Below are 26,557 nucleotides of genomic sequence, written 5' to 3'. Positions count from 1 at the left end.
TTTCGTACAGGCTTGCAATATCGTTACATATCTTATTTCTGAGGCGCGTATCCCTTAGTCTTTTAACGATTCTCAAAACCAGTCGGCGTCATAGCCGCGATCCCCGAGCAGCCATTAGACATTTGGCGGGCTGCTGAGTAAAGTCCGCGCGCCGATGCAGTCGCTGACCTGACCGGCGGTGACGAACAGGTCGAGCGGGCACCCCTGGCGTCGCAGATAGCGTGCAGTTTGGTGTTCATGCCGCCTTTGGTTTGGTCGATCAGGCGACCGTACTCCAAATTGTGGCGGCCATGCTGGTAGCCATTCGATGCGCCTTCGGATAAGTCGCGTCGAATCACCACGGTCTTCTGTTCGCCGTGCTCGGCGGCCAGACCGGCAATTATCTCTGCGAAGATACCTTTTTCGCTCTATCGCTTCCAGCGACTGTAGAGCGTTTTGTGCGGACCATAGGCTGCAGGGGCACCACGTCATCTTAACCCATTGCGTTTGATGAAGATAATCCCGCTCAAATCTCGCTTGTCATCAACCCGAAACTTACCATGCGGCTTAGGAAAGAAGGTTATGAGACGCGCAATCTGCACGCCGGTCAGCCAATAAGTTCGCTCATGTCACCGTCCAGCTTTTTGAGCCGTCAATCATGCGGCGCGTCGGAAATCAATGCTCCCCATCCCAACAGCTCAAACCTTGGATGCTTGTTGCAACAGCCGCTGTAGGGGCGCGACTTTTGGCAAGAACACGTAAAGCAATAGCCCGCTCAAGTCCTTGTGCACACGCAGGCATTTCGACACCAAACTGGGCTTAGCGCCAGTTCGAAAAAAATGAATTTTGAAGTTCAGTCTATCTGATTGTGAACCGAACGAACGATTTCTGAATATTAGGCCGGCCGTCGCCGAAAGCACTTCCAACCAAGTTGTTGCAAGAGCTATTCTCCAATCTGCTATCCGGAAAACACCTTGCTGAAAAAGCAAATTCTCGTACCCAATAAAATCGCAGGTAACCTCCTCATAGAGTCTTGCGTCGAACGTTTCTCTCTCATCGAGTGCCATGCGTGCCTTAGCCGAAACTCGACAAAAGCCGGGTCCTTGTAGATCTTTTCTGCTAGCAACGTGGTGCCCATATTCATGGGCAAGAACCATATGGAAGATGATCGAAAAATACTGATTGGATATTGTATCATGCCAAGTTGGTTCGAAGCCGCCGATATCTTCGGATTCTTTCCTGAGCGAATTAGTTATCTTTGAGCTCATGTTTTGAACTAAACTCAGTACATCGCCCTCAATAGTTAGGTCATGGAACTCTTGACACTCTCGAAGGAACTCGTTCGCAACATGAAAATCCTCAAATTTCTCAGGCCAAGAGAACTGACAAACGCGGGCCATAGAGTCCTTTAGAAACCCTTCTTGGCCGTGCTCCTTAATGGTTTTGAAGGTAATTGAGATTAGCGTCTGGGTAAGAAATTCCAATAAGGTTAGGTTGATGACGATAACGGAAGTATTGTTCGGCAAACCCGGTGCGTTTTTGAAGTTTAGGCATCGTGGACCAAGTACGTCCCCGCGCAAAAAAACGATTTCAGGGCTGCTGTCTGATTGATTCAATATCTCCGATTCAAACATGAACCTCAAAAACTCGCGGTAATACTCAGAATACAACATAGCTTGATCTTGGGATAAAATCTGGGCTCTTGGGTAGAACTCCAACACTAGTCTTTCAGTGATCGTCCGGCTCATTCTATTCTTTCGGCTCACCGTCTGTTTCTAAGATAATTTCGATTTTTTTATTTTCTCCTTTTTTGTGAGATTTTTGAATCTCATTCCAGAACGCGACGATAGCAGTAAGCAGTTTGAATGTATCGGGTCCGTATTCGAGTATGTATTTCCAAATCGCGATCCCGTCGAAGCCTTCAGATTCGACTATCATTTCAGGGGTAATCCCATTTTCTTTCAAAAGTTCATCGAACTGCTTCTGAAAACTTTCTTCAACATTGATCTTGAGTTTCATGAAACAAAGACCTCTCTTTTCGTCCGCGACGGGTTTTTCACGCGACCTTCTTCCGTAGTTTCCCAGAAATTGAGGGTTTGCCAAGTCACGTAATCTGAATTTTATGCATTGCATGGCACCGGTCAACATGGGTTTAGCCCTACCTTTCTACGCAAACTCTATGAGGAAGTTACCCCGCCATCATTCTGGAAAATTTGCTTTTTTGGGTTTCACTGCAATTTACAGAACAAGTGCTCGAATAGGTTGAGCAAGTGGGACCGCGTTACCCCAAGTGGGAAACGCGGAACTTGCAAAGGGGAGGCTACGCCATCCCCCTTGCCCCCCTCAGCGCTGGACAAAAAAGGATTTTTATCATGGACCCAGTTGCGCCAGAGACTCCAACGGCCCCTGTTGACCCGGCGCCCCGGAAAACCAAATCTCTGAAAATTCACTTGTATCCAGAAGATGCCGCACAAGTGAAAACCGAAGCCCACCGGCACGAGATTAGCCAGTCTGAATTTGGCCGCTTCCGCATCATCGGAAAGACCTATTATGCCCTGCCCGATGCAAGTAAACTGGAAGACATCGCCAGCAAACTGGCAGGCATCGCAAACAACATCAATCAGTGCCAAGGCTCTATCAATCGCGCTGAGAAATCAGGCGACCTGAATTCAAAGCAGTTCGCCGCCATGCACAAAGCCCTAACCGATGGTTTGGCAGCATGGGGCGAACCTCTTGCTGAGCTTATGGCTGAATTTGCCAAGCTGAAGCCAACCGCATGATTATCAAGACTGGCAGCGTATCGGCGGGTGATGGTGCCCGGATCACCGGCTATGTAGTCAGTCGTGGTGACAATGAGGTCGTGCAGGTCCTGAAGGACAACAACGCTCCGCTCATGGTGGCCGATCAATTCGCCCAGCTTAAAGGCCGAAAATCTGGCCTTACTCATACGATCATCAGCCCCGGCGAAGAACTGACCCCCGACGAGCTGAAACAAACCTTGAAGGCGATCCGCTCAGAATTTGGATACAACCCCGCCGATCCGGAAACGCTTTCAATGCATGAAAGTAAGCGCGGTGATGGATCGATCCAGAAACACTATCACCTTGTCAGGCCAGCGGCAGATTCAGAGACAGGCAAAAGCTATAAGCTTTTCCAGTCTAAATGCAGGGACGAGGCCGTTTGTCGTTTTCTGGAACTCGAATTCGGCCACAAACTGATTAGCGGAAGGCATAACAGTTTTGCCCAGAAACGCCTGCTTGAACTCGGCCGCCATGACTACGCCGACCGCGTGGCCGAGATGGTGGCCGTGAGCTGGTCATCTTTCAACCAGAATGAGCACCAACAAGCGAAGCGAAACGGCTTCGATCTGCCCAAGCTAAGACATCAGTTCCAAGAGATTGCCAAGCTGGAGCGTGAACAGCAGCCCAAGAAACTGGCGGAGTTGATCGACCGCGAAGGATTGGAGCTGCGAGACGCGATCACGGAAGGCCGAGGCCGCAGCCGCATCAGCCTGGAATTGCCCGGTGATCTAAAGGACTACAATTGCAATCGAACACTAGAAATTTGTGCCGCAGACGTGGCCGCATTCATTGAGGAAACAAGGGAAAATTTGCATGATCTCAGATCCAACACAGATCCATATCTCGCAATCGAGCGAGACCCCGCTTCGGGATCTACTCTCGGTGATCATCGCGGGACAGGAACAGATTCACCAGAGCAACCAAGAAATGATCCGTCGCCAAAACGCACTGTTGAAGGTGCTGGCGGCGATAACCAAGAGCTAACCAGCGAAGCGGTCGAGCTGGCGTTTGCCGCTAAATTTCTAAAATCGGAAACCCGACAGTTTGCAGCCAACAGGTGTAGTGATCTGACTGCCGCCGATCTGGATGCACCGCCTGATATCAATGACCCCTATATACTGAAGAAACTGGCGGCAATGCTGAAGCGCCAGATGGCTAAGACCAACGCTGTTGTGTCTCTCGCGTTTCGTAATACTGCTGCTGATATGTAAGGGATCTTGGAAGCATGCCGAGATACCTGTGCTCACGCACTAGATGATTCTATCTGTGTACGTATTAAACTAGCGCCGGAAGAACTGCGTACCCAAGCTGCAAACCGTTTCATGCGGCTGGACACAATGGAATCAGGTTCTGGGTTTTTTTGAATAACGCACAAAAAATCGCACAAAAATTTTTGCGCTGGCAAGCATATCTGCATCTAAGTGGTTGATTTTAATGGCAGGGGCAGCAGGGTTCGAACCCGCGACCTACGGTTTTGGAGACCGTCGCTCTACCAACTGAGCTATACCCCTGTGGTGCGACCCAGATATGCCAGCCGCGCGGCGGACTCAAGAGGCTTTTTGCGATTCATCGTCAGATCATCCCGGGGACAAACAAGTTGCACCGGACGCGCAGTTCTTTAAGACAAGGTCTGGTCAGTACAGGGATACAATACGTGAGCCTCCGCAAGAAAATCGCAGACAGCGAAGCCGTTCTCAACTGGGCGGCGCGGCGGATCGCCAGCTACATCCGGATGGTTCATCGCAACACGAGCTGGCAGCGCCTCGGGTTTGAGGAAATGGACAAACTGGTGGAACAGGGTGAGCCGGTGATCGTTGTGATGTGGCACCAGCGGCTGACGCTATCGCCCTATCTCTTTCCATTGGATAAGGGACGGGTTTGTACCATCACGTCGGCCGCGCGCGCCGGCAGCATGGTGGGCCGGGTGCAAAAGCTGTTCGGATTGGACTCGATCGCCATGACCAGCCGGAAACGCCACGTCGCCTTGTCGCGCGAGGTGCTGGGGATGATCAAGCAGGGCATTTCGATTGGCATTGCCGCCGACGGTCCGCGTGGGCCCGAACGGGTGTTGTCGACCGTGCCGCTGGTTTGGGCCCGCACCTCGGGCAAACGGGTGTTTGGCATTACCTTTTCTACCCGCTACGGGCGCGAGGCCGGAACGTGGGACCGCATGCTGCTGCCCCGCCCCTGGCGCAATCAGGGCGTTTTCCTGTGCCGGGAATGGACCGAAACCGTCCCCCGCAAGGCCAGTGAAGAACAGATCGAAACGCTCAGGCAAAGCCTTGAGCACCACATGAACGATATCACGGCAGAAGCGGACCGGATGGTCGGGCGTGAACCCTGGCAGGGTTAACAAGCCAAGCATCAAATCCAGTAAAAACATCCGGACTTTAACTGCTTCAAACAAGGTGCAGTTGCTATGTCTTCCTGCAACAGTCATTTCGAACGGCATGTTTCGCCGCCACGCATTCTCGCAGCGGTTGAAATTTTCAATTAACGTCGATGCCGAATCACGAGATACGACGCCATGACCGATTCAAAGCAAAAGCAAGATTTTTCAGAACGAATACAACGCATTCAGCAGAAACACGGCACCCCTCCGCCACCGCAAGTCCAAACAGAAGCTCCACCCAGTGAACCGGTACCGAAAGGTCATAATCTCCGCAACGCGATGATCTGGGCCATATTGGCGGCCATGGCCGGAATTGGCGGGTTCTACGGCCTGATGATGTTCGACGAGTGGAAACTGTCGCAAGCGGCGGCCCCGGACAACCAGCCGGCCCCACAGCCACAACCCAAGCCTGTGCAGGACGTTCGCCAGATCACCGATCAAGGCTGGAGCATTCCCAGCCCGGGTCTGGCAACTGCGGACCGGGAACAATTAACCGTTCTGGATGTGGCGACGGGCTTTGATCCGGCAGGGCAGGACGCCCCGCCCAACGTGCTGATCCCTTTTGCCGTTAACTCCGAATGCACCTTCAAAAGACCGCAGCCGAATGATGTTGTCTATAACGTGCGCATGGAGACCGGCACGCTGCCGACAACGACCCATGTGTTCTCGAACCGGGCCATCGCAAATGCACTGATCGACCATATCAAGGGTTTGCAGGTTTCGGAAAAACACTATCAGACCGGATCCCAGGCGCAGGGACGGATGTTTGCCGTGGACGTGTTTGTCACCGACACGTCGGCACCCGTCTACCTGGTGCTGCAAAGCTTCCGACAGAACGTGATCTGGAACCTGCAACTGGCCAAGGGAGTCTCCTTGTCGCATGTCGCGATGATCGGCGAGAACTCGGGTCTTGTGGCGCCTGAACAGGACGTGCCGTTCGAGGCAATCCGGATCAGCGACTTTGTAACGAACTTTGAATTTGGCGCGAATGATGACCCGGGGCCTTGCATGGTTGCACCATGGCGAAGGCCACAGGCGCATTGGCCCGCGCAGACCAAGGCGGATAACGGAAATGATCTGTACACGAACCAAATTTACAGCTTCAACACCGGCTATCGCGCGTTTGACGCATGGTACCGGCAGCTCATGGGTGTGCCTGCGGACACCAATGTAACAGCCCCCAACAGTGCGGCCCATGTCCTGGTGGGCGACCTGCCGGACCAGCCAATCGAATATCGCAGCATGGCAGGACGTGATGTCTATGTCTCGGAAAACGACTTTACGCTGATCGGAGATGACACGTTTGAGGACACGCGTATCATGCTGCTGACCGCTGCGGTCGGTGGTGACCTTGCGTTGCTTGATCCGGCGCCGCAGGAGGTGTCCCGGCAATGAAACTGATAGGTACGGCCCTGACTCTTTCAATCCTGGCGTTACTTGCGGTGTGGTATCTGCCGACGAAGTACTGGGGCTATCAAATCAGCCACGCGGTATCCCGGGCGCAGTCCGGCGACGACGCGGCGTTTGAAACCGTGGGTGAACTTGCCGAAGGCCAACCACTAGTTGCCTGGCTGCGCAACAACAAGAAGCTGAACGCAGCATTCAACCCCACGGACCTGACCACAGGTCGCTATGTGTCATACAAGCTGTAAATGCCGTTTGAGGCTTTGCTGAAGCCCGGAGAAACCCTGCCAGAGCCGGATTTTCAGGAACTTTATGCCCATGCACGCGCGCCGCAAACTCTTGCGGGATACTGTTTTGAAGTACTGGGCAACCTGGGAACAAAATGTGATGTTTCCAAATCCAACGCCACGCTTTCACGGGATGGAACCGTCAGGATCATCGGAAACCTGCAATATGTCCCGGATTACGAAACCGGCGATCCGTCAGTCGTAAAGAACGGCGAACTCATCTCGGCCCGGGTGCGGCTGATTGGTGGCCGCGATCTTCACAACACTCTGGGCAACCGCGCAGAGGTGTTCGAAAATGCACGCAGAATCTGTACTGAAATCCGCGCCTTGCTGGGAAACTGCATTATCTCTTCGATCAGTTTCGATATCACCCCACGGGACGGCGTTCAAATTCTGACGGCCTCGGCCCGTTTCGACGCCTTCGCCGACAGCACGCAATATCGACGCGACTCTCTGCAAACCGCCGTGGATCAAATAGCCGAAGACTTAGTGAACTGATCGTTGCCCCTTCGGGGTCAACCTCGCTCAGCCGCCACGCAGGCGTTGCATCAGGTAAATCTCGCTGCCTTCCGGGATCGGTTCGGTCAAACCCGAGGCGATGACGCGGCCGTCGATGGCGATTGATACCCCGGCATCAATCGGTGCCTGCAATTGCGGATGCGCGCGAACAAGTTCGCGCAGCAACTCGCCGGTGGTTTTGGCCTGCACCTCGACCACCTGCCGGCCCCCGGTCAGAGACCGGAGGCCGGACCAGAGATGGACCTCAACCATTGTCCTTGAGCGCCGCCAGAATGCGGGGCGGCGACATTGGCAGTTGCTTCATCCGCACGCCCGCCGCATTGGAGACAGCGTTGGCGATGGCCGCCAGCGGCGGCACGATGCCGGTCTCGCCCACGCCGCGCACACCGAACGGGTGACCGGGGTTGGGCACTTCGACAATCACCGTGTCGATCATCGGCAGGTCACTGGCCACAGGAATGCGATAGTCGAGGAAAATCGAGTTCTGCAGCCTGCCATCTTCGCCGTAGATATACTCCTCGTTCAGCGCCCAGCCGATGCCTTGCGCGGCACCGCCCTGATACTGACCTTCCACGTAAGTCGGGTGGATGGCCTTACCGGCATCCTGAATGACCGTATAGCGGGTGATCGCGGTTTTGCCGGTTTCCGGATCGACCTCGGCATCGACGATATGGGTGCCGAATGACACACCCGCCCCTTCCGGAGTGGCTTCGAAATGCCCCGAGATCGGACCACCGGTCGCACCCATATCGGCGGTGATATCGGCCAGCGGCATTGGATCGAAATCGCCTGCGTTCGGACCCGAAGGCACGGCACAGCCGTTTTCCCATTTAACCGCATCGACCGGGATACCCCATTTGGCCGCCGCGCGTTCGCACAGACGTTCCACAGCGTTTCTGGCTGCCTTGATGGTCGCCAAACCGCTGGCATAAGTCACGCGCGAGCCGTGGCTTACGTCGTTGTAGCCCAGCGTCGCCGTATCCGCGACGGTGACACGAATGTTCTCGTATGGGATACCCAGCACTTCGGCCGCCATCAGGGCCATCGACGCACGCGAGCCACCGATGTCGGGTGTGCCGACCATAACCTGGGCCGAGCCGTCCTCGGACAGCGCAAGCGAGACGCTGGTTTCACCACCGTGATTGAACCAGAACCCGCACGAAATGCCGCGCCCCTGCCCCGGTTTCAGCGGCGCCGAATAGTGGGGATGGGCCTTGGCCGCCTCAAGCGTTTCGACCAGACCGATACGTTCGTAAGTCGGGCCATAACTGGCTTTGGTGCCTTCGTGCGCCGCGTTCTTCAGACGCACGTCCACCGGATCCAGCCCCAGCTTTTTGCACAGCTCATCCAGCACGGATTCCACTGCGAACGCCCCCATGGGTGCGCCGGGGGCGCGATAGGCGGCCTGTTTCGGACGGTTGGCCAGAACGTCATAGCCGACCTGACGAACATTGGTCAGGTTGTAGGGCGCAAAAGCGCACATGGCGGTCATATCCCCGGGCGCTCCCGGAAAAGCACCGCCCTGCAGTCGGAAGATACCTTCGGCCGCCGTGATCGTGCCGTCTTTCTTCATGCCGATTTTGATATCCATCGACGCGGACGAGGTCGGGCCGGTAGCTCGGAACACCTCAGAGCGGCTCATTACGATCTTAACAGGCCGGTTGGCCTTGCGGCTCAGCGCCAGTGCAACCGGTTCGATGAACACGGTGGTCTTGCCACCAAAGCCACCACCGATTTCCGAGGCGGTCACCCGCAGCTGCGCCGTTTCAATGCCTACCAGCGTGGCGCAGTATTTCTGCGCGTACCAATGGCCTTGCGTGCAGCACCACAGCTCACCCTTGCCGTCACTGCCCAGAGATCCAAGGCAGGCGTGCGGTTCGATATAGCCCTGATGCGTTGCCTCGGTCACAAAACTGTCTTCCAGGATCAAATCCGCCTCGGCAAACCCGGCCTCGACGTCGCCATGGCCGCTTTCGTGATAACGCACGACGTTGGGGTGCATCCCTTCGGGCACGGAATAGTCCGCAGCCCCTTCGCGGATTACCGGCGCATCAGGGGCCATAGCCTTGTCCACATCCGTGACGTGGGGCAGCACTTCGTACTCGACCTCGATCAGCTTGAGCGCATCGCGCGCAGCCAAAGCCGACGTGGCCGCAACCGCCGCAACAGCGTGACCGTCATAGAGGGCCTTTTCACCCGCCATGACATTTTCCAGCACGCTCCAGAATTCGCCTTCCAAACCGGGCTTGAAGGGCACATCCGCGAAATCGGCCCGGGTCACAACGGCTTTGACGTCCTTCAGCGCCTCGGCCTTCGATGCGTCGATCTTCACGATCCGCGCGTGCGCATGAGGGGAACGCAGGATCGCACCATGCAGCATACCGGGCGCATAAGCATCGGCGCCAAACCGGGCCCGGCCCGTCACCTTGTCCAGACCATCCGGCCGGTCAGGACGGGTACCCACGAAATTGAATTCGGATTTCCGATCGTCGAGTGCCATTACGAAGCCTCCCGCATCTCAGCTGCCGTATCCATCACGGCACGAATGATCTTGTCATATCCCGTGCAGCGGCACAGGTTGCCCGCCAGCCAGTACCGGGTCTCCTCCTCGGTCGGGTTCGGGTTCTTTTCCAGCAGGGACTTCGCCGCAACCAGAATACCCGGCGTGCAGATGCCACATTGCAGGGCGGCGTATTCGATGAATTTCTTCTGCAGCGGGTGCAGAACATCGCCATCCGCGATACCTTCGACGGTTTCGATCTGCTTTCCCTCCGCCTCGACACCCAGCATCAGGCACGAGCATACCAGACGGCCATCAACCGTGACCGAGCACGCGCCGCAATCGCCGGTGCCGCAGCCTTCTTTGGCGCCGGTCAGGTTCAGCTTGTCTCGCAGGCAGTCCAGCAAGGTTTCGCGGGGATCACACAGGTATTCAACCGCGTCACCGTTCACGGTGGTGGATACGTGTAACTTGCTCATGCTTGCTCTCCCTTCGCGCGGGCATAGGCGATTTTTGCGGCGCGCTTTGCCAGAACACCCGAAACTTCGGTGCGGAATTCGATTGTGCCGCGTTTGTCGTTGATCGGATTACAGGCTGCGGATGCAGCCGCAGCCAGTGCATCAAGCGCGGCGTCGTCCAGAGTGGTGCCGATGATGGCCCTGGCGCAGTCTTCGACCAGCAGAACGGTCGGGGCCACCGCACCCAGCGAAACACGCGCCTCGGTGATCTTATCACCATCCAGGCGCAGGTTCACGCCGACGCCGACGACGGCGATGTCCATCTCGGTACGTGGAATGAAGCGCAGATATGCGTCTCCACCGTTGTCTCCCCGCGCCGGAATGTGCACTGCGGAAATCAACTCGCCCTTGGTCAGCGAGGTCTTTCCGGGGCCGACAGGAATATCTTCGACCGCGACCTCCCGCGTGCCGCCAGGACCGGTCACGGTCACCGTGACACCGGCCGCTACCATGGCCGGCACGGAATCAGCCGCAGGCGAGCCATTGCACAGGTTGCCCGTCAAAGTCGCGCGTCCCTGAACCTGGGTGGAGCCGATCAGATCCATTGCCTCGACCACGCCGGGCCAGTCGCGGCCAAGTTCGGGGTGCTCGCTCATTTCGGCACCGGTGGCGGCGACGCCAAGGGTCCAGCTGCCATCGGCGTTTCGGGTGATGTCCCGCACCCCATTGATTTTTTTCACGTCGATCAGTGTATCGGGGGTCACCAGTTCCGAACGCAATTGCACCAGAACGTCGGTGCCGCCTGCAAGAAACCGGGTCGTGCCCGTTGCATTCGCTGCCAGCGCCGAAGCTTCTTCGAAACTGTTGGGGCTGTGATAGTCCATTTGTTTACCTCGCACCTGTGGATCAGGATTAACTGGGGTTTGAACGGGACGTTAGTGCAGCAACCAAGTGGCGTCCATGGCCGGAACGACCAAAATTTAGGTTTCCCAAAGTCGTTTTTGAGCAATTGTCAGAGGTCAATCTCGATCACGCCATCCGCAGTCGCGGCGCGGCTTTGGCATAAAATGATAGCTCCTTCGCGCTGCCGGTTCGACAACACAAAATCACGATGCTCAATTTCGCCCGAGATAACCCCGCATTTGCAGACCCCGCAAATGCCGTCGGCGCATTTCACATCCACATGAATTCCCGCCTCATTCAGAACCTGCGCGGCATCCTTGTCCGATGGGACGGTCAGCTCCCTGCCTGACTTTGCTAGCTTCAGAATGAACGGATGGTTTTCGTATTCGGGTTGCTCGGGAACCGAGAAATACTCCAGATGCCGGGCGTCTTCGGGAAAACCCTGTCGTTCTGCCGCTTGTATCACGCCGTCCATATATCGATCCGGACCGCAGGTATAAACGTGCCATCCTTCCTGATAATCAGACAGGATGACATCCAGATCGGCCCGGGTGTTTTCGTCTGAAAAATGGTAGTGCACATGATCGCCCCAGGGCGCTGCGGCAAGGTCCTGCAGGTAACCAGCGTCCGCCCGCGTACTGGCGGAATAGTGCAGCTCGAAGTCTCTGCCCAGCGCGTGAAGCCTGTGCGCAAAGGCAATCATCGGGGTGATGCCGATACCGCCGCCCATCAGGAACGTCTTGCTGGCAGTCTCATCCAGTTCAAAGTGATTGATGGGTTTTGAAATGAATACCTTGCGCCCCTTGCCGAAGATACGGTGCAACAGCGCCGAACCGCCGCGCCCTTCATCTTCGCGCAGGACGCCGATCTGATACGTAGTCCGGTCAGCAGGATCGCCCGACATGGAATACTGACGCAGAAATTCCGGGGCGACCAATACATCCAAATGTGCGCCGGCAGTCCAGTCCGGCAACGGCGCACCATCCATGGCCGAGAATTCGTATTTCGTGACATCAGAAGACATCTTGTCGACCCTGGTCAGTTCAACCCGCATCACCGGTGCGTCTCCGGCGATCTGATAGCGGTGAACCACGCTCATATCCCCGGCGGCTTTGCGCGCCTTGTACTCGTCTGCCGAAACCAGAGCCTCATAGGCGGCAATCCCGGCCTCGCGGTCCATCGCGAAAGGATAGGGCCATGGGTGCGGGGCCAGGTAAGCCGGGTAGACGGCCAGCGTCTGATCCTCGTATTTCAGGTCCAGATCCTTTTGCAGGTCACGCCGGTTCAGGGGATGGGTCGAAGGGCGATAGGCCCCGTCCGCCTGCAACTCGATATCCCACCACCATTTCTTGGTGTCGTTCAAACCGCCATTTCCGAGCGCGTCGTCCAATTGCGCCAACACGGGTGCGGCGGATGGGATGTTCATCGCTGCCCAGCGGAAAGGGCGTTCGCTGAACAGGCCTTCAAGGTTCCAAGGGCAGGTTTTCATGCACCGCCCGCACATGGACCCGCCCGGTGTCGTGATCCGATAGGTGGCGCATTTCTGGCTGTCGGACTTCCAGATTTCATAGCCGTTGAACATCAGTTTCGGTCCGGCAGTGATCGCCCCCGAGGGGCACTCGCGCGCGCATTTGTTACAGGACTCGCAAAAGCTTTGCAGGCCAAAGTCGATGGGCTTGTCGTGGCTCATCGGCATATCTGTCGTTACCACGCCCGATTTCAGACGCGGCCCGAGATAGGGGTTCAGGATCACCTCGCCAATGCGGCTGACTTCGCCCAACCCAGACAGCAACAGCAGTGGTGGCTGCAGCACTTCGCCATCCATGACCGTATGCGCCTTGGCCTTGTAGCCCAGATTGCGGATTTGCTGGGCAATCACCCCGCCCAGTAAGGAAAATCTCAGATACGCGCGCATGGACTGGGCGACGCTGATCCAATCGTCACCGCTGGCGCCTTCCATCGTCTCATACCCCTGATCAATGATCATGCTGACGGCTTGATCATGGGGCGGGTCGATGGCTTCGCCGGTTGCGTCGTGGGAATACCAGGCCCAGTCCGGGCACCGGCTGAGACCGACCGCATCGACCCCCAGAAAGTAGGACGCCGCCTTGATGTTCGCCGCGTTCCGCTGCGCATCTGTTGGCTTGAACCCGTCGGCGCTGTCGCCATCCTGCAGCAGAACGAAGGCACCCAGCGCGCGCCTTTGTGCGAAGCTGGGCGCGGATTTGCGGACGTAGTGCCCGCCTTTGGCCGCGTCTTGAAGGGGCTTGCCCATATCTCCGAATTGCGCGCGGGCAAACATGTCCGCCCGTTTCGGCACACGGGCCACGTTTTCCTCGTCAATGTATGTGGTTGGATCGTCGACACGCGTCAGCTTTTCGAACGGATGCGCGCCATCCACATAGCGCCGCTTGGCATAGAGGTCACGGTTCAGCGCACTTTTGGCGAAACCTGCCCCCAGCCACCACGCGGGACCCTGAGTTTTGAACCACGGCTGCTGCGCCATGGGCTTCAGGGGCTTGTCATGGGCGATCTCCATCTCGGCGGTGATTGCGGCCAACCCGAACCGTTTGCCAAGCCAGGGGGCGACAAGCGCGCCGCCCTCGGCCGTGACCAGCCCCGCGGCAACGGCCAGCCTGTTCAGATCCACCTCGGACGACATGACCGTATGCGCCCGCGCATCGAACCCGAGCAATCGGATATAGTTGGCAATCACCACCGCGTTTTCGGTCGCCAAAAGGCAGGCACGATGGTCCTGTGCATCCCTGATCCACTCTGTCCCCGGCTCATCCGCGTCCGGGTCGCGATGATGTTCGTACAGGAAAACAATCGCGTGTCGGTGGGCGTCTATCGAGCCGGTCTCCGCCTCCATGCTTTCCTTCAGATCCGCCATGATCACATCGATGCCCGAGGCCAGCGTCTTGGTCTGGCGCGTTCTCAGGGCGTGGGCCAGCCGGTCGATGTCGCGATTTCTCCGGGGTTCGGGCAACAGCGCCTCAGCCGGCAGCGGTCCGCATCCGATCATCGAGGCATCATTGAAATAACCAAACGCCTTCAGATGATTGGCACGCTCCGACGGGCTGTTCGGGATTCCAGCCATCGCGGGGTTCACGAACCCGTCACGAATAGCATCCATCATGGCCTGAAATTCGCCCATCGCGTTTACGATGCTTTCAGGCTGGTCGGGGCGGTGAAAGCTGAGCTCTTTCATCGGCGGCACAAGCGACAGATCCGGAAGGTTGTCCTGCCGAGCCAACCGCTCCATTGGGTAAGCCCCCATGTGGACGGGTCGGTTCTTGTCCGAGAAAAAGCGTATTCCCATTCGCGCCTCCTGATCTGAAAGCTGCCTATCCTGCCGTGGACAGCAAATCCATTCATGAATAATCATAGATTGTATGAGCAAAACTGATTTTACTGATTTGGATGGCAAGGTGCTGCGCATCTTCCTGACGATACTCGAGGAAAGCTCGGTCTCGAAGGCGGCCGACCGGCTTGGCGTTACGCAATCTGCAATCAGTCATACACTGGCGAAGCTGAGACTGGTGTTGAACGATCCGCTGTTCATTCGTTCAGGTCAGGGCCTGACCCCGACCGAGCGCGCCTTGTCCCTGAAAGAGCCGGTTCAGACGCTGCTCGACGATATGCGGGCCCTGACCCACGAGCGCCCATTCGATCCCTTGTCCGAAGAAATGGCGTTCGGGATCGCCACCAACGACATGCCGCGCGAGCTGATCTTTCCCGAGCTGCTGCGCGCAAGCCGCGCGGACGGCATTCGCGTTGAACTTGGTTTTATTCCGTCAGGTGTACCCGACCCCGACCTGCTGCGCGGTGACAGGTGCCAACTGATGCTGACGCCGCTGCCGCCGGACGGGCCGGACATCATTCAGAAGCTGTTGATCACCAGCCCGCTGATGATTTTCTATGACGGCGCGATGCGAACGCCCCCGGACAGCTGGTCCAGCTATTGTCAGGCGGAACATGTCGAAGTGCGGTTTGCCGATGGACGCAGTTCGCGCGCGGTGATGCGCGGCGTGGATCAGTCGCAGATCAGGCCACCCACCGTGGCCCTGCCGCATTTCAACGCTATTCCATCTTTCGTGAAAGGCAGCGATCTGATTTCGACCGACACGGCGCTGATGAAACAGGGGCCGTTGTCTTCGCTTGATTGCGCGCCGCTTCCGTTCAACTGCGACCCGGTTTCGATCTACATGGTCTGGCACCAACGATCGACCAACGACCCCGCGCATCGGTGGCTGCGAAACCGGATCGAAGCGGTTGCCGCAAGGCTTCAGGTCTGAGACAACAGCCAGTCGCGAACCAACCCGACCAGTTCTGGCTGTCGTGGATTGGCAGGTGCCACGACGTGAAACCCCAGATCCCCGATCAGAACATCCGGCAGGGGTTGCACCAGACGACCGGATTCAAGTTCCCTCTCTACCAGCGGTGCGTTTGCCAGCGCGATCCCCTGCCCCGACATCGCCGCATCGATGGCAAGGCTGGTCTGGCTGAAACTCATCATCCGGGGTTTGCCGGTTACTCCGACACGCTCAAGAAAAAGCGGCCAGAGTCCGTGCGTATCGTTCAGCAGGACCTGGCCCAGAAGATCACGCGCAGCCCGCACATTCCCTGCCAGGTCCGGACTGCAAACGGCAACGAACTCGGTCGAAAACAGGGGTGTTACGATCAGCCCGGGCCCGAAAGGTGCGCGACCCTGCCTGACGGCGATATCTACATTGTCGGCCCGGAAGTCTGCCAGCCGCTCTCGGGCGTCTACCTGAACCGAGATGTCGGGGTGCAGGTCCGTGAATGTGTTCAGGCGCGGGACCAGCCATTTCGACGCGAAACTGGGTGTAACCGAAATGGTGATCTGTCTTGTGCCGGCCAGGTCATCGACGGCCTCTTCGATAAGCTGGAAGGCCCGTTGCAGCGGTGCGTGAAACCGCCGCCCCGCTTCGGTAAGGCGCAACCCGCGTGGCATGCGGTCGAACAGTTTTTCCGCCAGCCGCGCCTCCAACCCGCGCACCTGCTGCGCGACCGCGCCTTGTGTAACGCCCAGTTCATCAGCGGCGCGTCGAAAGTTCAGGTGTCGTGCCGAAGCTTCAAAAGCCCGCAATGCATTCAACGGAGGTAGAGCGGCCATCGCATAAACCAGTAGATTTCCTACTGTTTTATGGCAGAAGAACTGATTGGTCAAACCCGGCCGCAACCTCCACATTCAATCCAGACATTCAATCGGAGAGAAGAAATGGCAAAAGTGGCTCTGATCACGGCTGGCGGCAGCGGCATGGGCGCGGATGCGGCTCGGCGGCTGGCGGCGGATGGCTTCAAGGTCGGCATCCTGTCCTCATCCGGGAAGGGCGAGGCGCTGGCGGATGAGTTGGGCGGCGTCGGCGTTACCGGATCGAACCAGTCCAATGAAGATCTGCAAAGGCTGGTTGATACGTCCATGGCGCAATGGGGCCGCATTGACGTGCTGGTCAATTCCGCCGGACACGGACCGCGCGCGCCTGTTCTGGAACTGACGGACGAGGACTGGCACACCGGAATGGACGTCTATTTCATGAATGCCGTCCGCCCGACACGGCTGGTCACACCAATCATGCAGACGCAGGGCGGTGGATCGATCATCAACATCTCGACCTTCGCCGCATTCGAACCGGATCCGGTGTTTCCGACCTCCGGCGTGTTTCGGGCTGGTCTGGCGGCCTTTACAAAACTGTTCTCGGACAAATACGCAGCAGACAATATCCGCATGAACAACGTCCTGCCCGGCTTTATCGACAGCCTGCCCGAGAAAGAGGAATTCCGGGCGCGCATACCCATGGGAAGGTACGGTCGCAGCTATGATGAGATCGCGTCCGTCGTTGCCCTGCTGGCATCCGAAGGGGGCGGATACATCACGGGTCAGAACATTCGCGTGGACGGTGGCATCACACGATCCGTCTGACCTCAGAACCGTGCCTTCACCAGATGCGTCAATGCCGCGCCTGTTTCAAAAAAGGCGCGGCGCAATCCTGTCCAGCCTTCACGATGCGCAGCCACGGGCTGTACTGGCAGCACTGACGGATCATCCACCAGAAGGCTTTCGGCCATGAGACGCCCAAACACGGTTCCCGGCCCGATGCCACGCCCGGAAAAGCCGTGCGCGGACAAGGCGCGCGGTCCAAGCCGAGTGATTTTCGGGATGTGATCCGATGTCATTGCAATTCGCCCATGCCAGCCATCTGTCAGCGGCTGGTCCGCCAGTTGCGGATAAAGCTCGGCCATCTTGCGGCGCACCCACCCGGAATGGGCCCACCGCCCGGCGTGGCCCAGATCCCCCATCGCGCCGATGATAAAGCGCCCATCGGCATCCATTCTGAAGGATGTCATGATCAGGCCGGTGTCCCAGCACCCTTCGCCGCCCGCAAGGATGCTTTCGCGCACATCATCCGGCAAAGGCTGCGTTGCATATTGGAAGTAGTAGACCGGCACGTAGGCAGGCGCGGTTTCCTGCAGGTCGCAGTGATAGGCGTTTGTCGCCTGAATGAGCGCCTTGGCCCGAACAACTCCGCCTTCCGTGATCAGTGACCAGCCGCCCTCGTTCTGTGTCACGGAACGCACGGGGCTGTTCGTGAACATTCGCGCCCCGGCCGCGATTGCGGCCCGGGCAAGCCCCTGAACATAAGACAGCGGCTGGATGGTTCCCGCCCGGGGATCAAAAAGCGCACCGTGAAACGCGGAACTGCCGGTACGTCTGCTGGTTTCCTCGGCAGTCAACAGCTCGACCGGAGCGCCGGATGCGCGGAGCTGCGCATGGCGTTTCGCAAGGTCCTGATTGCCTGCCGGGGAATGTGCGCAATGCAATGTCCCGTTCCTGACCGGCGCACAGTCAATTCCGTGTTGCCCGATCAGGCGAAAGACTTCGTCCGGAGCCCCGGCCAACAGGTCAATCAGTCGGTCGCCTTCGGCCTTACCGAGATGCGCGCGGATGTCGTCAGGGGGCAGCCATAGGCCCGCATTGGCCAGCCCCACATTGCGCCCCGATCCGCCGTGCCCGATCTCCTGCGCCTCGAGCAGACAGACCGATGCGCCTGCTTTGGCGGCCGTCAGGGCAGCGGAACAGCCGGTGTAACCCCCGCCGATTATCGCCAGATCCACGGTCAGATCGGCAGTCAGCCGGGTGCTGTCCACATGCTCGCGGCTGGTATTCAGCCACAATGGCTTTTCATGATCGCTCAACTCGACGCCCTCGGATTCGCACCAGTCCTCATCGGTGTATCAGCCGGTTACCAGCATTCTCTGATCGTCGCGACCCATGGCAATCAAAAGGGGCTCTGCCTCCTGTCGGGCCTGAAACGCAGCCTTGTCGGCCATGCCCTGCCAATTTGCCAGAACCAGTGATTGCGCGACCGCGCCACCAAGCGTTGCGCCCGGCCCGGTGACAATGAACAGATCGGGGGCAAACTCGCGCGCGGCGGTCTGCACTGCACGTGAAAAGTCATAGGTTTCCGTGACCTGATGCCCCAGCGTGTAGTCCCAAAGCGCCTTTGTGTCGGTTGCACCGGGCCACCAGATCTTGCCGCGTCCGTCGATCAGCGGCAGATCCGGCTGAGCGAACAGTTCCTGGCCAAGCAGGGCACGGCCCCTGGCTGCAACCGGTGCCTGAAGCCCGGTATGGAACGCCGCGTGATTTGCCAGTCGCATGGGAAACCGTTCCTGCACCACCGGCTGCGACTGCTCAAACGCTTTCAGCCCGTTTTCGTTGCCCGCCAGCACAAGCATTCCCCCCAGATCAATGGAGAGTGCCAGATCGTGGCCGTTCAACGCATCAATTCGCGCCACATCCGCCAGCAACTCAGCCTTCCGCGCAGGATCGTTCACCCAATCGTCACCCACAAACGGATACACCAGCTGACCACCAATCAGCTGTTCCTGCATGAGGGTTCCCATCGTGTTAACCACCCGGAACCCATCTTGCGTACTCAACGCGCGCGCGGCGGCCAGTGCGATATACCACCCCATCGAATTGCCGGTAACGGCCACAATTTCGATATCGTCCGAAAGCGACTGAGCATCCGCAAGCGACGCCGCATAAATCAGGGGTGAGGCCACATCGCCTCTGGAGTACTTGCCGACCGTATAGCGCTGAGCGCCATCCAGCGCCGTGACACCTTCCTGGCCCGCTTCGGCGCGAATGGCATCAAACGCGGCGAACATGTTCATCCGATCCGAATGGTGTCGCTGCAGATAACCCAGTTCGGGCTTGTTATAGGTACCCCGTCCGGGGCAAATCACTACGGCGGTTCGGGTCATGGCTGCACTCCGGTCAGCTTCAGTGCAGAGGCGACGATACCATCTTTGGACGGCAGCGGCGCGGCATAGGCGGGGCCCGTCGCTATGAAACAATCTTCGGCCACGACGCGGGCGGTTGGTATCGCGTCACTTTCTTCGCGGAAAAACGTCATCAGCGCCTCGGACTGGCTGCCAGTCCTGCGGCATTCATCCACGATCAACACATGCCGGCACGATTTGGTAGCCTGCCGCAACGCGTCTTCCGGCAGGGGGGCCAGCCAGCGCATATCGATGACACGCACGCTCAGCCCTGCGGCCTCCAGATCCGGCAAAGCCTGCCTCGACAGGTAATATCCGTTGCCATAGGTCACGATCGCAAGATCGGTTCCTTCGCCATGCACGCCCACGTCCCCCAATGCAATTCTCTGGTCAGGCGAAGGATATGTCGTCATCCAACCGCCATCCTGCGGTGCATGCAGATCCCGCATCGGATACAGCGCGATGGGTTCCAGGAACACCACCACCCGTTGCTCTTCCCGGGCCAGACGGGCGCACTCGCGCAACATTTTCGCCGCATCCGCTCCGTTCGACGGGCAGGCAATGATCACACCCGGTATGTCCCGCAACACGGCCAGCGAGTTGTCGTTGTGGAAATGCCCCCCAAAGCCTTTCTGGTATCCAAGGCCCGCAATCCGCAGAACCATCGGGTTCGAGAACTGCCCGTTCGAGAAAAACGGCAGAGTCGCCGCCTCGCCCCGGATCTGATCCTCGGCGTTGTGCAGATAGGCGAGGAACTGAATTTCCGGGATCGGAATGAACCCGTTGTGCCCCATTCCGATCGCCAGCCCCAGGATGGATTGCTCGTCCAGAAGGGTGTCGATGACCCGATCCGGTCCGAACCGTTGCTGCAGCTTCTGTGTCACGCCATAGACACCGCCCTTGCGCCCGACATCTTCGCCCATGCAGACGATCTCGCGATGTTCCAGCATCAGATCGGTCAGTGCCCAGTTGATCAGGCGGCTCATTGGTTGCGGTTCATCCATTGCCCGCATATCTCCGCCAAACGTCGTGGATCGGGCCCCGGCGCTGGGGCCGTTTGTGGGTTTGCAGACGCGTTTTGGTGGGACCAGGCTGGCCACAACGTCTTCGGCGCTGGCCAGATGCGGGCGGGTCGCGGCCTCGGCGGCGATCCGGTCAGTACGGGCGCAGGTCTGGTTATAGATTTTCAATGCCTCGTCCGGCGTCATGGCCCCGGCCTGATCCAGCAGGCGAACGGTATGCAGCAAGGGATCGTTGGCTTCATCCGCCTCGACCTCGGATTTGCTGAGATAGGTTGTCGGCACATCCGCCCCCGCATGGCCATAAAGACGAACCGTTTTCAGATGCAGGAAAGCGGGCTTGCGGCGCGTCCGGACATATTCGGCGGCTTCCTGTGCCACGGCATAGGTTTCGAATATATCCAGCCCGTTGGCCTGAAAGTACTTGATGCCCGGCCGATGCTCCATCGAGGCCTGAATCCAGCCCTTTGGCGTCTTCACTGAAATACCGATGCCGTTGTCCTCGCAGACAAACAACAATGGCAGCGGCGTTGACTGCACGCTGGTCCAGCCGGCCGTATTGATTGCACCCTGTGCAGTCGAGTGATTGGCCGACGCGTCACCGAAGGAACACATGGCGATCCCGTCTGCGGGAAGGTCCCGATGCTCGGGGTCATGACGCCGGGCGGCGCCCAGCGAATAGGCCGTTCCCACGGCCTTGGGCAAATGACTGGCAATGGTCGAGGTCTGCGGCGGTATCATCAGCGCCCGGGATCCCAGCACCTTGTGCCGGCCGCCTGACGTCGGATCCTCTTTCGAGCAGGCAAAGCTGAGAAGCATATCCCAGGCGATCTGCTGACCCGGAACCTGTTCAGCCCGCGCAATCTGAAACGCGGCATCGCGGTAGTGCAGAAAGGCAATGTCGGTCGGCCGAAGCGCGTGGGCCACGGCCGCCATGCCTTCGTGCCCTGAAGAACCGATGGTATAAAACCCTTGGCCGGCCTTCTGCATCGCCCGGCTTGTCCGGTCCAGCGCACGGCTGAGAACCTGCGATCGGTAGAGCAAGACAGCCTCGGGCCCGCTCAGCCCCGGACGGGGCGGCGCGCCTTCGGGCAAGTCGCGGCGGGCGACGCGGGTCAGGAAGTTGTCGTGAACGATCTGGGCGCGGTCCATTGCAATTCCCCGGTCTTTGAATTCAAAGCTTTTCGACGGCGGCCGCAATGCGGCTTAGCCCTTGTTGCAGGCTTTCGGTGGCATAAGCAAAAGAAAGCCGCAGATGCCCCGGCATCCCGAAGGCCCGCCCCGGCACCAGCGCCACACCCACTTCCTCCAGCAGGTAACGGCAAAACTCGTGATCGACCGGCATTTTGCTTGGAGTTTCGGGGAACACATAAAACGCCCCGTCCGGTACCGCACATTTCATCCCCGCCGCATTCAGACCACGGACCACCAGATCACGACGCGCCTGCATTTCGGTGCGCCGGTCCGCCAACAGGTCCTGCGGTCCGGTAATCGCAGCCAAAGCCGCAGCCTGCGCGACCGAACACGCACCCGAAGTGATCTGCCCCTGCACCGCGATCATCGCCTTGATCAAGGGTTCAGGCCCAATACCCCAACCGATCCTCCAACCGGTCATCGAATAGGCTTTGGACACGCCGTTTACAGTCAGCGTCCGGTGCGCAAGCTCGGGCAAGGCCTCGACAAACGGGGAAAACGGCACATAGGACAGATGCTGATAAATCTCGTCAGCAATGACCCAGACCTGCGGATGACGTTGCAACACCGCCCCCAAAGCCTGCAATTCCGCCTTGGAATAGACTGCTCCCGTCGGGTTTGACGGCGTATTGAGCAGCAGCCAGCGCGTGCGCGGCGTGATCGCCGCCTCCAACTGTGCGGGCAAGAGTTTGAAATCTTGCTGTTTCGGGCACTCCAGCACCACAGGCACACCGCTCGCCAGCCTGACCATGTCTGCATAGCTGGTCCAGAACGGGGCCGCGGTGATAACTTCGTCGCCCGGGTTCAGGGTCGCCATCAGCGCTCCGGACAAAACCTGCTTGGCACCTGTCGACACGATGACATTCGCGGGCCCGACCCCCGCTTGGCCTGCAATCGCCGCACGCAGGGCCGGTGTTCCCCCCGTGGCCGGGTATCGCGTCTGACCCTGAACAGCAGCAAGATGCGCGGCCTCGACCACGTGCGGCGGCGTTGGAAAGTCGGGTTCTCCGGTGCTGAGCGCGATCACATCCACGCCCTCGGCCCGAAGACGCGCCGCATGTTCGGAGACCTGAACGATTTCCGAAAGCTCTATCCCGTCGAGCCGCTCGGCCCGGTTAAACTCGGCCACTGTTTCTAGACTGCCCATATGCCAGAATCCCGTTACCCATCAGCCTGCCCTGTATCGGGCTAGCGCCTTCGCAATGCCAGTGATATTCCATCCGAAAGGTATGAGGATTCGTTATATGATTGCGCCCCGACGCTTTCTGCCTTCGATCCCGTCGTTGCTGGCGCTGGAAGCGGTTGATCGTCTCGGCAGCGCCTCGGCAGCGGCCGAGGAACTGTCTCTGACGCAAAGTGCGATCAGCCGTCAGCTCAAGACCATGGAGGAGCAGCTGGGGGTCGAACTGATCCAGCGCACCCAGATGCGCCTGCATCTGACACCGGCGGCAAAGGAATATGTCCAGATTGCCCGAACCGCACTGCACCAGCTTGCGCAGGCCTCTCTCAAACTCAAGGCAAACCCGACAGGCGGATCGCTGAGCCTGTCCATTCTGCCTGCGTTTGGCATGCATTGGCTGGCCCCCCGGCTTCAGGATTTTGCACGCCGCCACCCCGAAGTGACCGTGAACCTGAATACCCGCCTCAGACCGTTTGACTTCCAGACCGAGCATTTCGATGCCGCCATCCATTTCGGACAACGTGACTGGCCCGGCGTCAATTACCTGCCCATCATGCGGGAAGATATTCTGCCTGTCTGCGCCCCGGATCTTCTGCCGAAGAGTCAGGACAGTATAGAATGGCTGACGTCGGCCCCATTGCTGCATATCGAAACCCGCCCCGACGCGTGGGAGCAATGGTTCGCAATACAGGGACACCCCGTCAAAGGCCTGACCGGAATGATGTTCGATCAGTTCTCAACCATGATTCAGGCCACAATCCACAGGCTGGGTGTCGCACTGCTTCCCAGCTATCTGGTTGCCGAGGATCTCAGGAAAGGCAGGCTGTCGCTGGCCTGGCAGGGTCCGCCGGTCAGCCTGGGTGACTATTACCTGGTGTGGCCGCAGCACCGACCTGCCGCAACACCGCTTGTTTCTTTCCGCGCCTGGCTTGAGGGGCAGGTCGCAACACCACCGGATTAAGCGGCTGGACCGCTGTCAAAGGAGGCCGAATTGGACGACAAGATCACCATTCGCGAAACGGGCGCATCGGATCGGGCGCAAATTCTGGAATTGTACCCTGATGCGTTCCCGGACGAAGATCTGACACTGCTGGTCGCGGAACTTCTGACGCTGGAACAGGATATCCTGTCATTGGGTGGATTTACCGGTGATCGGCTGGTGGCCCATGTCCTTTTCACCACCTGCCGGACGGAGAACGACCCGACACCGGGGGCCCTATTGGGGCCGCTTGCCGTTTCATCGGACCTTCAGCGACAGGGGATCGGCACACGGCTGGTCAACGCAGGCATCAGCAAGCTTCAGACACTCGGGCATCTGCAGGTCTATGTGCTTGGTGATCCGCAGTATTACAGCCGTTTTGGGTTTCTTGCGGAAGACCGGGTATCCACGCCCTATCCCATTCCAACGGAATGGGCCCCGGCGTGGCAGTCCCTGCACATCAACCGGAACCAGACAAAGGCGTCTGGCGTTCTGCGCCTGCCAGATCCGTGGATGAACCCCACTTTGTGGGGCTGACCCATCTGCTGTCACGAACGCAGCGCGCCCCGGCGCGCTGCGCGGCCCAACAGGAGGAGGTGTTCCGCAAGGAACATTGACGACTGGCGGGAGCGTTCCGGATTCAGACGTCCAGTGAACGGGCGATGAGTTCCTTCATCACCTCATTTGTCCCGCCGTAGATCATCTGAACCCGCGCATCCGCATAAAGGCGGGCAATCGGATACTCCATCATAAACCCGTATCCACCGAACAGTTGCAGGCATTCATGCATGACCTCGTTCTGAACCTCGGAGCCCCAGTACTTCACCATTGACGCCGTGGCCGCATCCAGTTCGCTCGCTTCAAGCTTTCCGATACAGTCATTCACAAAGCTGCGCAGAACTTCGGCCTTGGTCTTGCATTCGGCCAGCTTGAATCGCGTGTTCTGAAAATCCATCACGCGCTGGCCAAAGGCTTTTCGTTCCTGCGTGTATTTCACCGTTTCTGCGATGGCGAAGTCGATCGCGCCCAGTGCCATGATGCCAATGGTCAGACGCTCCCAGGGCAGCTGCTTCATCAACTGATAAAAGCCCTGCCCCTCTTCCGGGCCGATCAGGTTCGTCATCGGAACCTTGACGTCTTCAAAAAACAGCTCGGCCGTGTCGTTCGCCTTCATACCCAGTTTCTTCAGGTTGCGGCCCCGACGAAACCCTTCCGCGCCGTCGGTTTCGACAGCAATCAGGGACACCCCCTTGGACCCCTGCGATTTGTCGGTCTTGGCCACCACAATGACAAGATCGGCGGTCTGGCCATTGGTGATGAATATCTTGGATCCGTTGATCCGGTAGGAATTACCATCCTTCTCGGCCGTGGTTCGCACTGCCTGCAGGTCTGACCCGGTTCCCGGCTCGGTCATGGCAATGGCGCCGACCATCTCGCCGCTGGCCAGTTTTGGCAGCCATTTCTGTTTCTGATCTTCGCTGCCATAGGTGGTGATGTAATGGGTTACGATGGACTGAATCCCAAATCCCCATCCGGCATCGCCTCGTGAAGCCTGTTCGTACAGCGTGACCGAGTCGAACCCCATGCCGCCGCCGACGCCGCCGTAAGCCTCGTCAATCGAGCCCGCCATCAAACCGGTTTCGCCCGCTTTCGTCCAGAACGCGCGATCAACGATCCCCTGATCGACCCAGCGATCAATGCTCGGGACAAGCTCGTCATCCATGAACCGGCCGGCCATTTCGGCAAACATCCGGTGTTCGTCGGTGACCCATGCGGCGGTCGAAGTGAAAAGCGACATATCGTATTCTCCGGTCTTTGATAGTCCGATGCTATCCCCGGCCCCGGATTCTTCCAATCCGGGTGACGCCGCGTTCTCAACCCTTGCTACGCGACGTTCCTTTGCGCGGTCTGGTGTCTGACCTTCTCATCAAATCCGGTCATGTCAGCGCGTGGTCCAGCAGAACCTGCGCCGCCTCCTTTGCATCCTGCGCAGGGTCGCATTTTTTCAGAAGAACCGCCGTCACAATCGCGCCCTCCTGCAAAAGCAGCAGCTGGCACCCCAGACTTTCAGGATCACGAACCCCGGCCTTGCGGCACAGATCGGTCATGTAGTCCAGAAGCAACCGCTTGTGCTCGGCCGCCTGAACGTGGATCGGGTGGTCTTTTTCCTGGTACTCAGCCCCGGCCTTGATGAACATGCAGCCGCGGTACTTGTCTTCCTCGAACCATTCCTTCAGCACATCGAAACTGGCGATCAGCTGACCGGCGGGCGTTTCGGAAAGGTCTTCAATCCTTCGGACGAACCAGTTTCGGAAGTTTTCATCTCGCAGGCGCAATGCCGCAAGGATCAACTCCTCCTTGGTGCGGAAATGCTTGTACATCGATGTTTTGGATACGCCTGTTTCAACCACCAGCTTGTCCATTCCGGTGGCATGAAAACCGTCCCTGTAGAAAACCTCCAAGGCCTTGCGGACAAGCTCATCACGTTTGTTGGGGCGCATTCTTAGCTCCGGATTGTACTGATCAGTACATATACACTTTTCAAAGCACCTTCAATGATAACAATTACTGCATTGTTTTATAATGCTATTTTTCAAGTCAGGAGAATGACATCGAATATTCTCGAAAA

Annotated in this window: 24 protein-coding genes, 1 tRNA gene and 1 pseudogene; 10 read left to right on the top strand and 16 right to left on the bottom strand. The window is 58.3% G+C overall.

Translation table 11 applies throughout. The features are described 5' to 3' along the window. Positions 1 to 117 precede the first annotated feature (117 nt). From ACR0J8_RS18370 to ACR0J8_RS18360, 3 genes and pseudogenes are all read right to left on the bottom strand, one after another. A pseudogene (locus ACR0J8_RS18370) lies at positions 118 to 590 on the bottom strand (transposase); the annotation flags it as partial. 87 nt (positions 591 to 677) lie between these two features. Next, a complete protein-coding gene (locus tag ACR0J8_RS18365) occupies positions 678 to 1,727 on the bottom strand; it encodes a hypothetical protein (protein ID WP_480891563.1) in 1,050 nt (349 codons plus the stop codon). A gap of 1 nt (position 1,728) precedes the next feature. Further along, positions 1,729 to 2,127 carry a hypothetical protein gene (locus ACR0J8_RS18360; protein ID WP_480891561.1) on the bottom strand — a complete coding sequence of 133 codons (399 nt, stop codon included), beginning with the start codon at positions 2,125 to 2,127 and terminating at the stop codon, positions 1,729 to 1,731. Between the two features lie 224 nt (positions 2,128 to 2,351). Between ACR0J8_RS18360 and ACR0J8_RS18355 the strand changes: the two genes are divergently transcribed. Beyond that, on the top strand, positions 2,352 to 2,759 hold the full coding sequence (locus tag ACR0J8_RS18355; protein WP_480891558.1) for a plasmid mobilization protein: 408 nt from the start codon (positions 2,352 to 2,354) through the stop codon (positions 2,757 to 2,759). Then, positions 2,756 to 3,991 carry a hypothetical protein gene (locus ACR0J8_RS18350; protein WP_480891555.1) on the top strand — a complete coding sequence of 412 codons (1,236 nt, stop codon included), beginning with the start codon at positions 2,756 to 2,758 and terminating at the stop codon, positions 3,989 to 3,991. Before ACR0J8_RS18355 ends, ACR0J8_RS18350 begins: the two co-directional genes overlap by 4 nt. 224 nt (positions 3,992 to 4,215) lie before the next feature. Here ACR0J8_RS18350 and ACR0J8_RS18345 read toward each other — a convergent pair. Continuing rightward, positions 4,216 to 4,291 (bottom strand) — tRNA-Trp (locus tag ACR0J8_RS18345). A gap of 143 nt (positions 4,292 to 4,434) precedes the next feature. Between ACR0J8_RS18345 and ACR0J8_RS18340 the strand changes: the two genes are divergently transcribed. The 4 genes from ACR0J8_RS18340 to ACR0J8_RS18325 all read left to right on the top strand — a co-directional run bounded on the left by ACR0J8_RS18340 (position 4,435) and on the right by ACR0J8_RS18325 (position 7,361). Further along, positions 4,435 to 5,133 (top strand): lysophospholipid acyltransferase family protein, encoded by a 699-nt coding sequence (locus ACR0J8_RS18340; protein WP_480523699.1) that lies wholly within the window; start codon positions 4,435 to 4,437, stop codon positions 5,131 to 5,133. Positions 5,134 to 5,451: 318 nt separating this feature from the next. Continuing rightward, positions 5,452 to 6,567, top strand: a complete 1,116-nt coding sequence (locus ACR0J8_RS18335) for a hypothetical protein (RefSeq protein ID WP_480891552.1) — start codon at positions 5,452 to 5,454, stop codon at positions 6,565 to 6,567. Beyond that, on the top strand, positions 6,564 to 6,824 hold the full coding sequence (locus ACR0J8_RS18330) for a hypothetical protein (protein WP_480523703.1): 261 nt from the start codon (positions 6,564 to 6,566) through the stop codon (positions 6,822 to 6,824). The genes ACR0J8_RS18335 and ACR0J8_RS18330 overlap by 4 nt, the downstream gene beginning before the upstream one ends. Then, positions 6,825 to 7,361 carry a hypothetical protein gene (locus ACR0J8_RS18325; protein WP_480523705.1) on the top strand — a complete coding sequence of 179 codons (537 nt, stop codon included), beginning with the start codon at positions 6,825 to 6,827 and terminating at the stop codon, positions 7,359 to 7,361. 27 nt (positions 7,362 to 7,388) lie between these two features. Here ACR0J8_RS18325 and ACR0J8_RS18320 read toward each other — a convergent pair whose 3' ends face one another. From ACR0J8_RS18320 to ACR0J8_RS18300, 5 genes are all read right to left on the bottom strand, one after another. Further along, the gene (locus ACR0J8_RS18320) at positions 7,389 to 7,634 is read right to left on the bottom strand and encodes a MoaD/ThiS family protein (protein ID WP_480523706.1); all 246 of its coding nucleotides are present in this window, start codon (positions 7,632 to 7,634) and stop codon (positions 7,389 to 7,391) included. Beyond that, positions 7,627 to 9,882 carry a xanthine dehydrogenase family protein molybdopterin-binding subunit gene (locus ACR0J8_RS18315; protein ID WP_480523708.1) on the bottom strand — a complete coding sequence of 752 codons (2,256 nt, stop codon included), beginning with the start codon at positions 9,880 to 9,882 and terminating at the stop codon, positions 7,627 to 7,629. Before ACR0J8_RS18315 ends, ACR0J8_RS18320 begins: the two co-directional genes overlap by 8 nt. Further along, a complete protein-coding gene (locus ACR0J8_RS18310; protein ID WP_170615926.1) occupies positions 9,882 to 10,361 on the bottom strand; it encodes a (2Fe-2S)-binding protein in 480 nt (159 codons plus the stop codon). Before ACR0J8_RS18310 ends, ACR0J8_RS18315 begins: the two co-directional genes overlap by 1 nt. Further along, complete coding sequence (locus tag ACR0J8_RS18305; protein WP_170682170.1) at positions 10,358 to 11,224, bottom strand: FAD binding domain-containing protein; 867 nt, start codon at positions 11,222 to 11,224, stop codon at positions 10,358 to 10,360. The genes ACR0J8_RS18310 and ACR0J8_RS18305 overlap by 4 nt, the downstream gene beginning before the upstream one ends. A 128-nt stretch (positions 11,225 to 11,352) precedes the next feature. Further along, positions 11,353 to 14,565, bottom strand: coding sequence for a reductive dehalogenase (locus ACR0J8_RS18300; protein ID WP_480891548.1), 3,213 nt, complete (start codon positions 14,563 to 14,565; stop codon positions 11,353 to 11,355). 73 nt (positions 14,566 to 14,638) lie between these two features. On the opposite strand from ACR0J8_RS18300, the gene ACR0J8_RS18295 reads away from it, so the two are divergent. Beyond that, a complete protein-coding gene (locus tag ACR0J8_RS18295) occupies positions 14,639 to 15,541 on the top strand; it encodes a LysR family transcriptional regulator (protein WP_480523715.1) in 903 nt (300 codons plus the stop codon). Here ACR0J8_RS18295 and ACR0J8_RS18290 read toward each other — a convergent pair. Next, complete coding sequence (locus ACR0J8_RS18290) at positions 15,532 to 16,383, bottom strand: LysR substrate-binding domain-containing protein (protein WP_480523717.1); 852 nt, start codon at positions 16,381 to 16,383, stop codon at positions 15,532 to 15,534. The two genes, ACR0J8_RS18295 and ACR0J8_RS18290, sit on opposite strands and share 10 nt — an antisense overlap. 105 nt (positions 16,384 to 16,488) lie before the next feature. On the opposite strand from ACR0J8_RS18290, the gene ACR0J8_RS18285 reads away from it, so the two are divergent. Then, positions 16,489 to 17,190: an SDR family oxidoreductase gene (locus ACR0J8_RS18285; RefSeq protein ID WP_170824707.1), complete on the top strand. Its 702-nt coding sequence runs from the start codon at positions 16,489 to 16,491 to the stop codon at positions 17,188 to 17,190. A gap of 2 nt (positions 17,191 to 17,192) precedes the next feature. Here the strand turns inward: ACR0J8_RS18285 and ACR0J8_RS18280 are convergent, their stop codons facing one another. The 4 genes from ACR0J8_RS18280 to ACR0J8_RS18265 are packed head-to-tail and all read right to left on the bottom strand — an operon-like array spanning position 17,193 to position 22,916. After that, positions 17,193 to 18,464 carry an NAD(P)/FAD-dependent oxidoreductase gene (locus ACR0J8_RS18280; protein WP_480891543.1) on the bottom strand — a complete coding sequence of 424 codons (1,272 nt, stop codon included), beginning with the start codon at positions 18,462 to 18,464 and terminating at the stop codon, positions 17,193 to 17,195. A 39-nt stretch (positions 18,465 to 18,503) separates the two neighbouring features. Then, positions 18,504 to 19,538: an ACP S-malonyltransferase gene (locus tag ACR0J8_RS18275; protein WP_480891540.1), complete on the bottom strand. Its 1,035-nt coding sequence runs from the start codon at positions 19,536 to 19,538 to the stop codon at positions 18,504 to 18,506. Beyond that, positions 19,535 to 21,727, bottom strand: a complete 2,193-nt coding sequence (locus ACR0J8_RS18270; RefSeq protein WP_480523723.1) for a dehydrogenase E1 component subunit alpha/beta — start codon at positions 21,725 to 21,727, stop codon at positions 19,535 to 19,537. Before ACR0J8_RS18270 ends, ACR0J8_RS18275 begins: the two co-directional genes overlap by 4 nt. 22 nt (positions 21,728 to 21,749) lie before the next feature. After that, entirely contained in the window at positions 21,750 to 22,916 is a 1,167-nt protein-coding gene (locus ACR0J8_RS18265) for a pyridoxal phosphate-dependent aminotransferase (protein WP_480523724.1), read from the bottom strand. Positions 22,917 to 23,013: 97 nt separating this feature from the next. Here ACR0J8_RS18265 and ACR0J8_RS18260 point away from each other — a divergent pair, with 97 nt between their 5' ends. Further along, positions 23,014 to 23,910: a LysR substrate-binding domain-containing protein gene (locus tag ACR0J8_RS18260; protein ID WP_480523726.1), complete on the top strand. Its 897-nt coding sequence runs from the start codon at positions 23,014 to 23,016 to the stop codon at positions 23,908 to 23,910. 30 nt (positions 23,911 to 23,940) lie between these two features. Then, positions 23,941 to 24,465: a GNAT family N-acetyltransferase gene (locus ACR0J8_RS18255; protein ID WP_480523728.1), complete on the top strand. Its 525-nt coding sequence runs from the start codon at positions 23,941 to 23,943 to the stop codon at positions 24,463 to 24,465. Between the two features lie 103 nt (positions 24,466 to 24,568). Here the strand turns inward: ACR0J8_RS18255 and ACR0J8_RS18250 are convergent, their stop codons facing one another. Further along, positions 24,569 to 25,726, bottom strand: a complete 1,158-nt coding sequence (locus tag ACR0J8_RS18250; RefSeq protein ID WP_170682179.1) for an acyl-CoA dehydrogenase family protein — start codon at positions 25,724 to 25,726, stop codon at positions 24,569 to 24,571. Between the two features lie 139 nt (positions 25,727 to 25,865). Beyond that, positions 25,866 to 26,429: a TetR family transcriptional regulator gene (locus ACR0J8_RS18245; protein WP_170682180.1), complete on the bottom strand. Its 564-nt coding sequence runs from the start codon at positions 26,427 to 26,429 to the stop codon at positions 25,866 to 25,868. Positions 26,430 to 26,557: the final 128 nt, after the last annotated feature.

Source organism: Ruegeria sp. N11, assembly GCF_056531525.1.
This window is presented reverse-complemented; position numbering and strand designations above follow the sequence as displayed.

Coding starts and splice junctions, on each gene's coding strand:
- ACR0J8_RS18365 (WP_480891563.1), bottom strand. CDS start 1,727: ATGAGCCGGACGATCACTGAAAGACTAGTGTTGGAGTTCTACCCAAGA.
- ACR0J8_RS18360 (WP_480891561.1), bottom strand. CDS start 2,127: ATGTTGACCGGTGCCATGCAATGCATAAAATTCAGATTACGTGACTTG.
- ACR0J8_RS18355 (WP_480891558.1), top strand. CDS start 2,352: ATGGACCCAGTTGCGCCAGAGACTCCAACGGCCCCTGTTGACCCGGCG.
- ACR0J8_RS18350 (WP_480891555.1), top strand. CDS start 2,756: ATGATTATCAAGACTGGCAGCGTATCGGCGGGTGATGGTGCCCGGATC.
- ACR0J8_RS18335 (WP_480891552.1), top strand. CDS start 5,452: ATGATCTGGGCCATATTGGCGGCCATGGCCGGAATTGGCGGGTTCTAC.
- ACR0J8_RS18330 (WP_480523703.1), top strand. CDS start 6,564: ATGAAACTGATAGGTACGGCCCTGACTCTTTCAATCCTGGCGTTACTT.
- ACR0J8_RS18325 (WP_480523705.1), top strand. CDS start 6,825: ATGCCGTTTGAGGCTTTGCTGAAGCCCGGAGAAACCCTGCCAGAGCCG.
- ACR0J8_RS18320 (WP_480523706.1), bottom strand. CDS start 7,634: ATGGTTGAGGTCCATCTCTGGTCCGGCCTCCGGTCTCTGACCGGGGGC.
- ACR0J8_RS18315 (WP_480523708.1), bottom strand. CDS start 9,882: ATGGCACTCGACGATCGGAAATCCGAATTCAATTTCGTGGGTACCCGT.
- ACR0J8_RS18310 (WP_170615926.1), bottom strand. CDS start 10,361: ATGAGCAAGTTACACGTATCCACCACCGTGAACGGTGACGCGGTTGAA.
- ACR0J8_RS18305 (WP_170682170.1), bottom strand. CDS start 11,224: ATGGACTATCACAGCCCCAACAGTTTCGAAGAAGCTTCGGCGCTGGCA.
- ACR0J8_RS18300 (WP_480891548.1), bottom strand. CDS start 14,565: ATGGGAATACGCTTTTTCTCGGACAAGAACCGACCCGTCCACATGGGG.
- ACR0J8_RS18295 (WP_480523715.1), top strand. CDS start 14,639: ATGAGCAAAACTGATTTTACTGATTTGGATGGCAAGGTGCTGCGCATC.
- ACR0J8_RS18290 (WP_480523717.1), bottom strand. CDS start 16,383: ATGGCCGCTCTACCTCCGTTGAATGCATTGCGGGCTTTTGAAGCTTCG.
- ACR0J8_RS18285 (WP_170824707.1), top strand. CDS start 16,489: ATGGCAAAAGTGGCTCTGATCACGGCTGGCGGCAGCGGCATGGGCGCG.
- ACR0J8_RS18275 (WP_480891540.1), bottom strand. CDS start 19,538: ATGACCCGAACCGCCGTAGTGATTTGCCCCGGACGGGGTACCTATAAC.
- ACR0J8_RS18270 (WP_480523723.1), bottom strand. CDS start 21,727: ATGGACCGCGCCCAGATCGTTCACGACAACTTCCTGACCCGCGTCGCC.
- ACR0J8_RS18265 (WP_480523724.1), bottom strand. CDS start 22,916: ATGGGCAGTCTAGAAACAGTGGCCGAGTTTAACCGGGCCGAGCGGCTC.
- ACR0J8_RS18260 (WP_480523726.1), top strand. CDS start 23,014: ATGATTGCGCCCCGACGCTTTCTGCCTTCGATCCCGTCGTTGCTGGCG.
- ACR0J8_RS18250 (WP_170682179.1), bottom strand. CDS start 25,726: ATGTCGCTTTTCACTTCGACCGCCGCATGGGTCACCGACGAACACCGG.
- ACR0J8_RS18245 (WP_170682180.1), bottom strand. CDS start 26,429: ATGCGCCCCAACAAACGTGATGAGCTTGTCCGCAAGGCCTTGGAGGTT.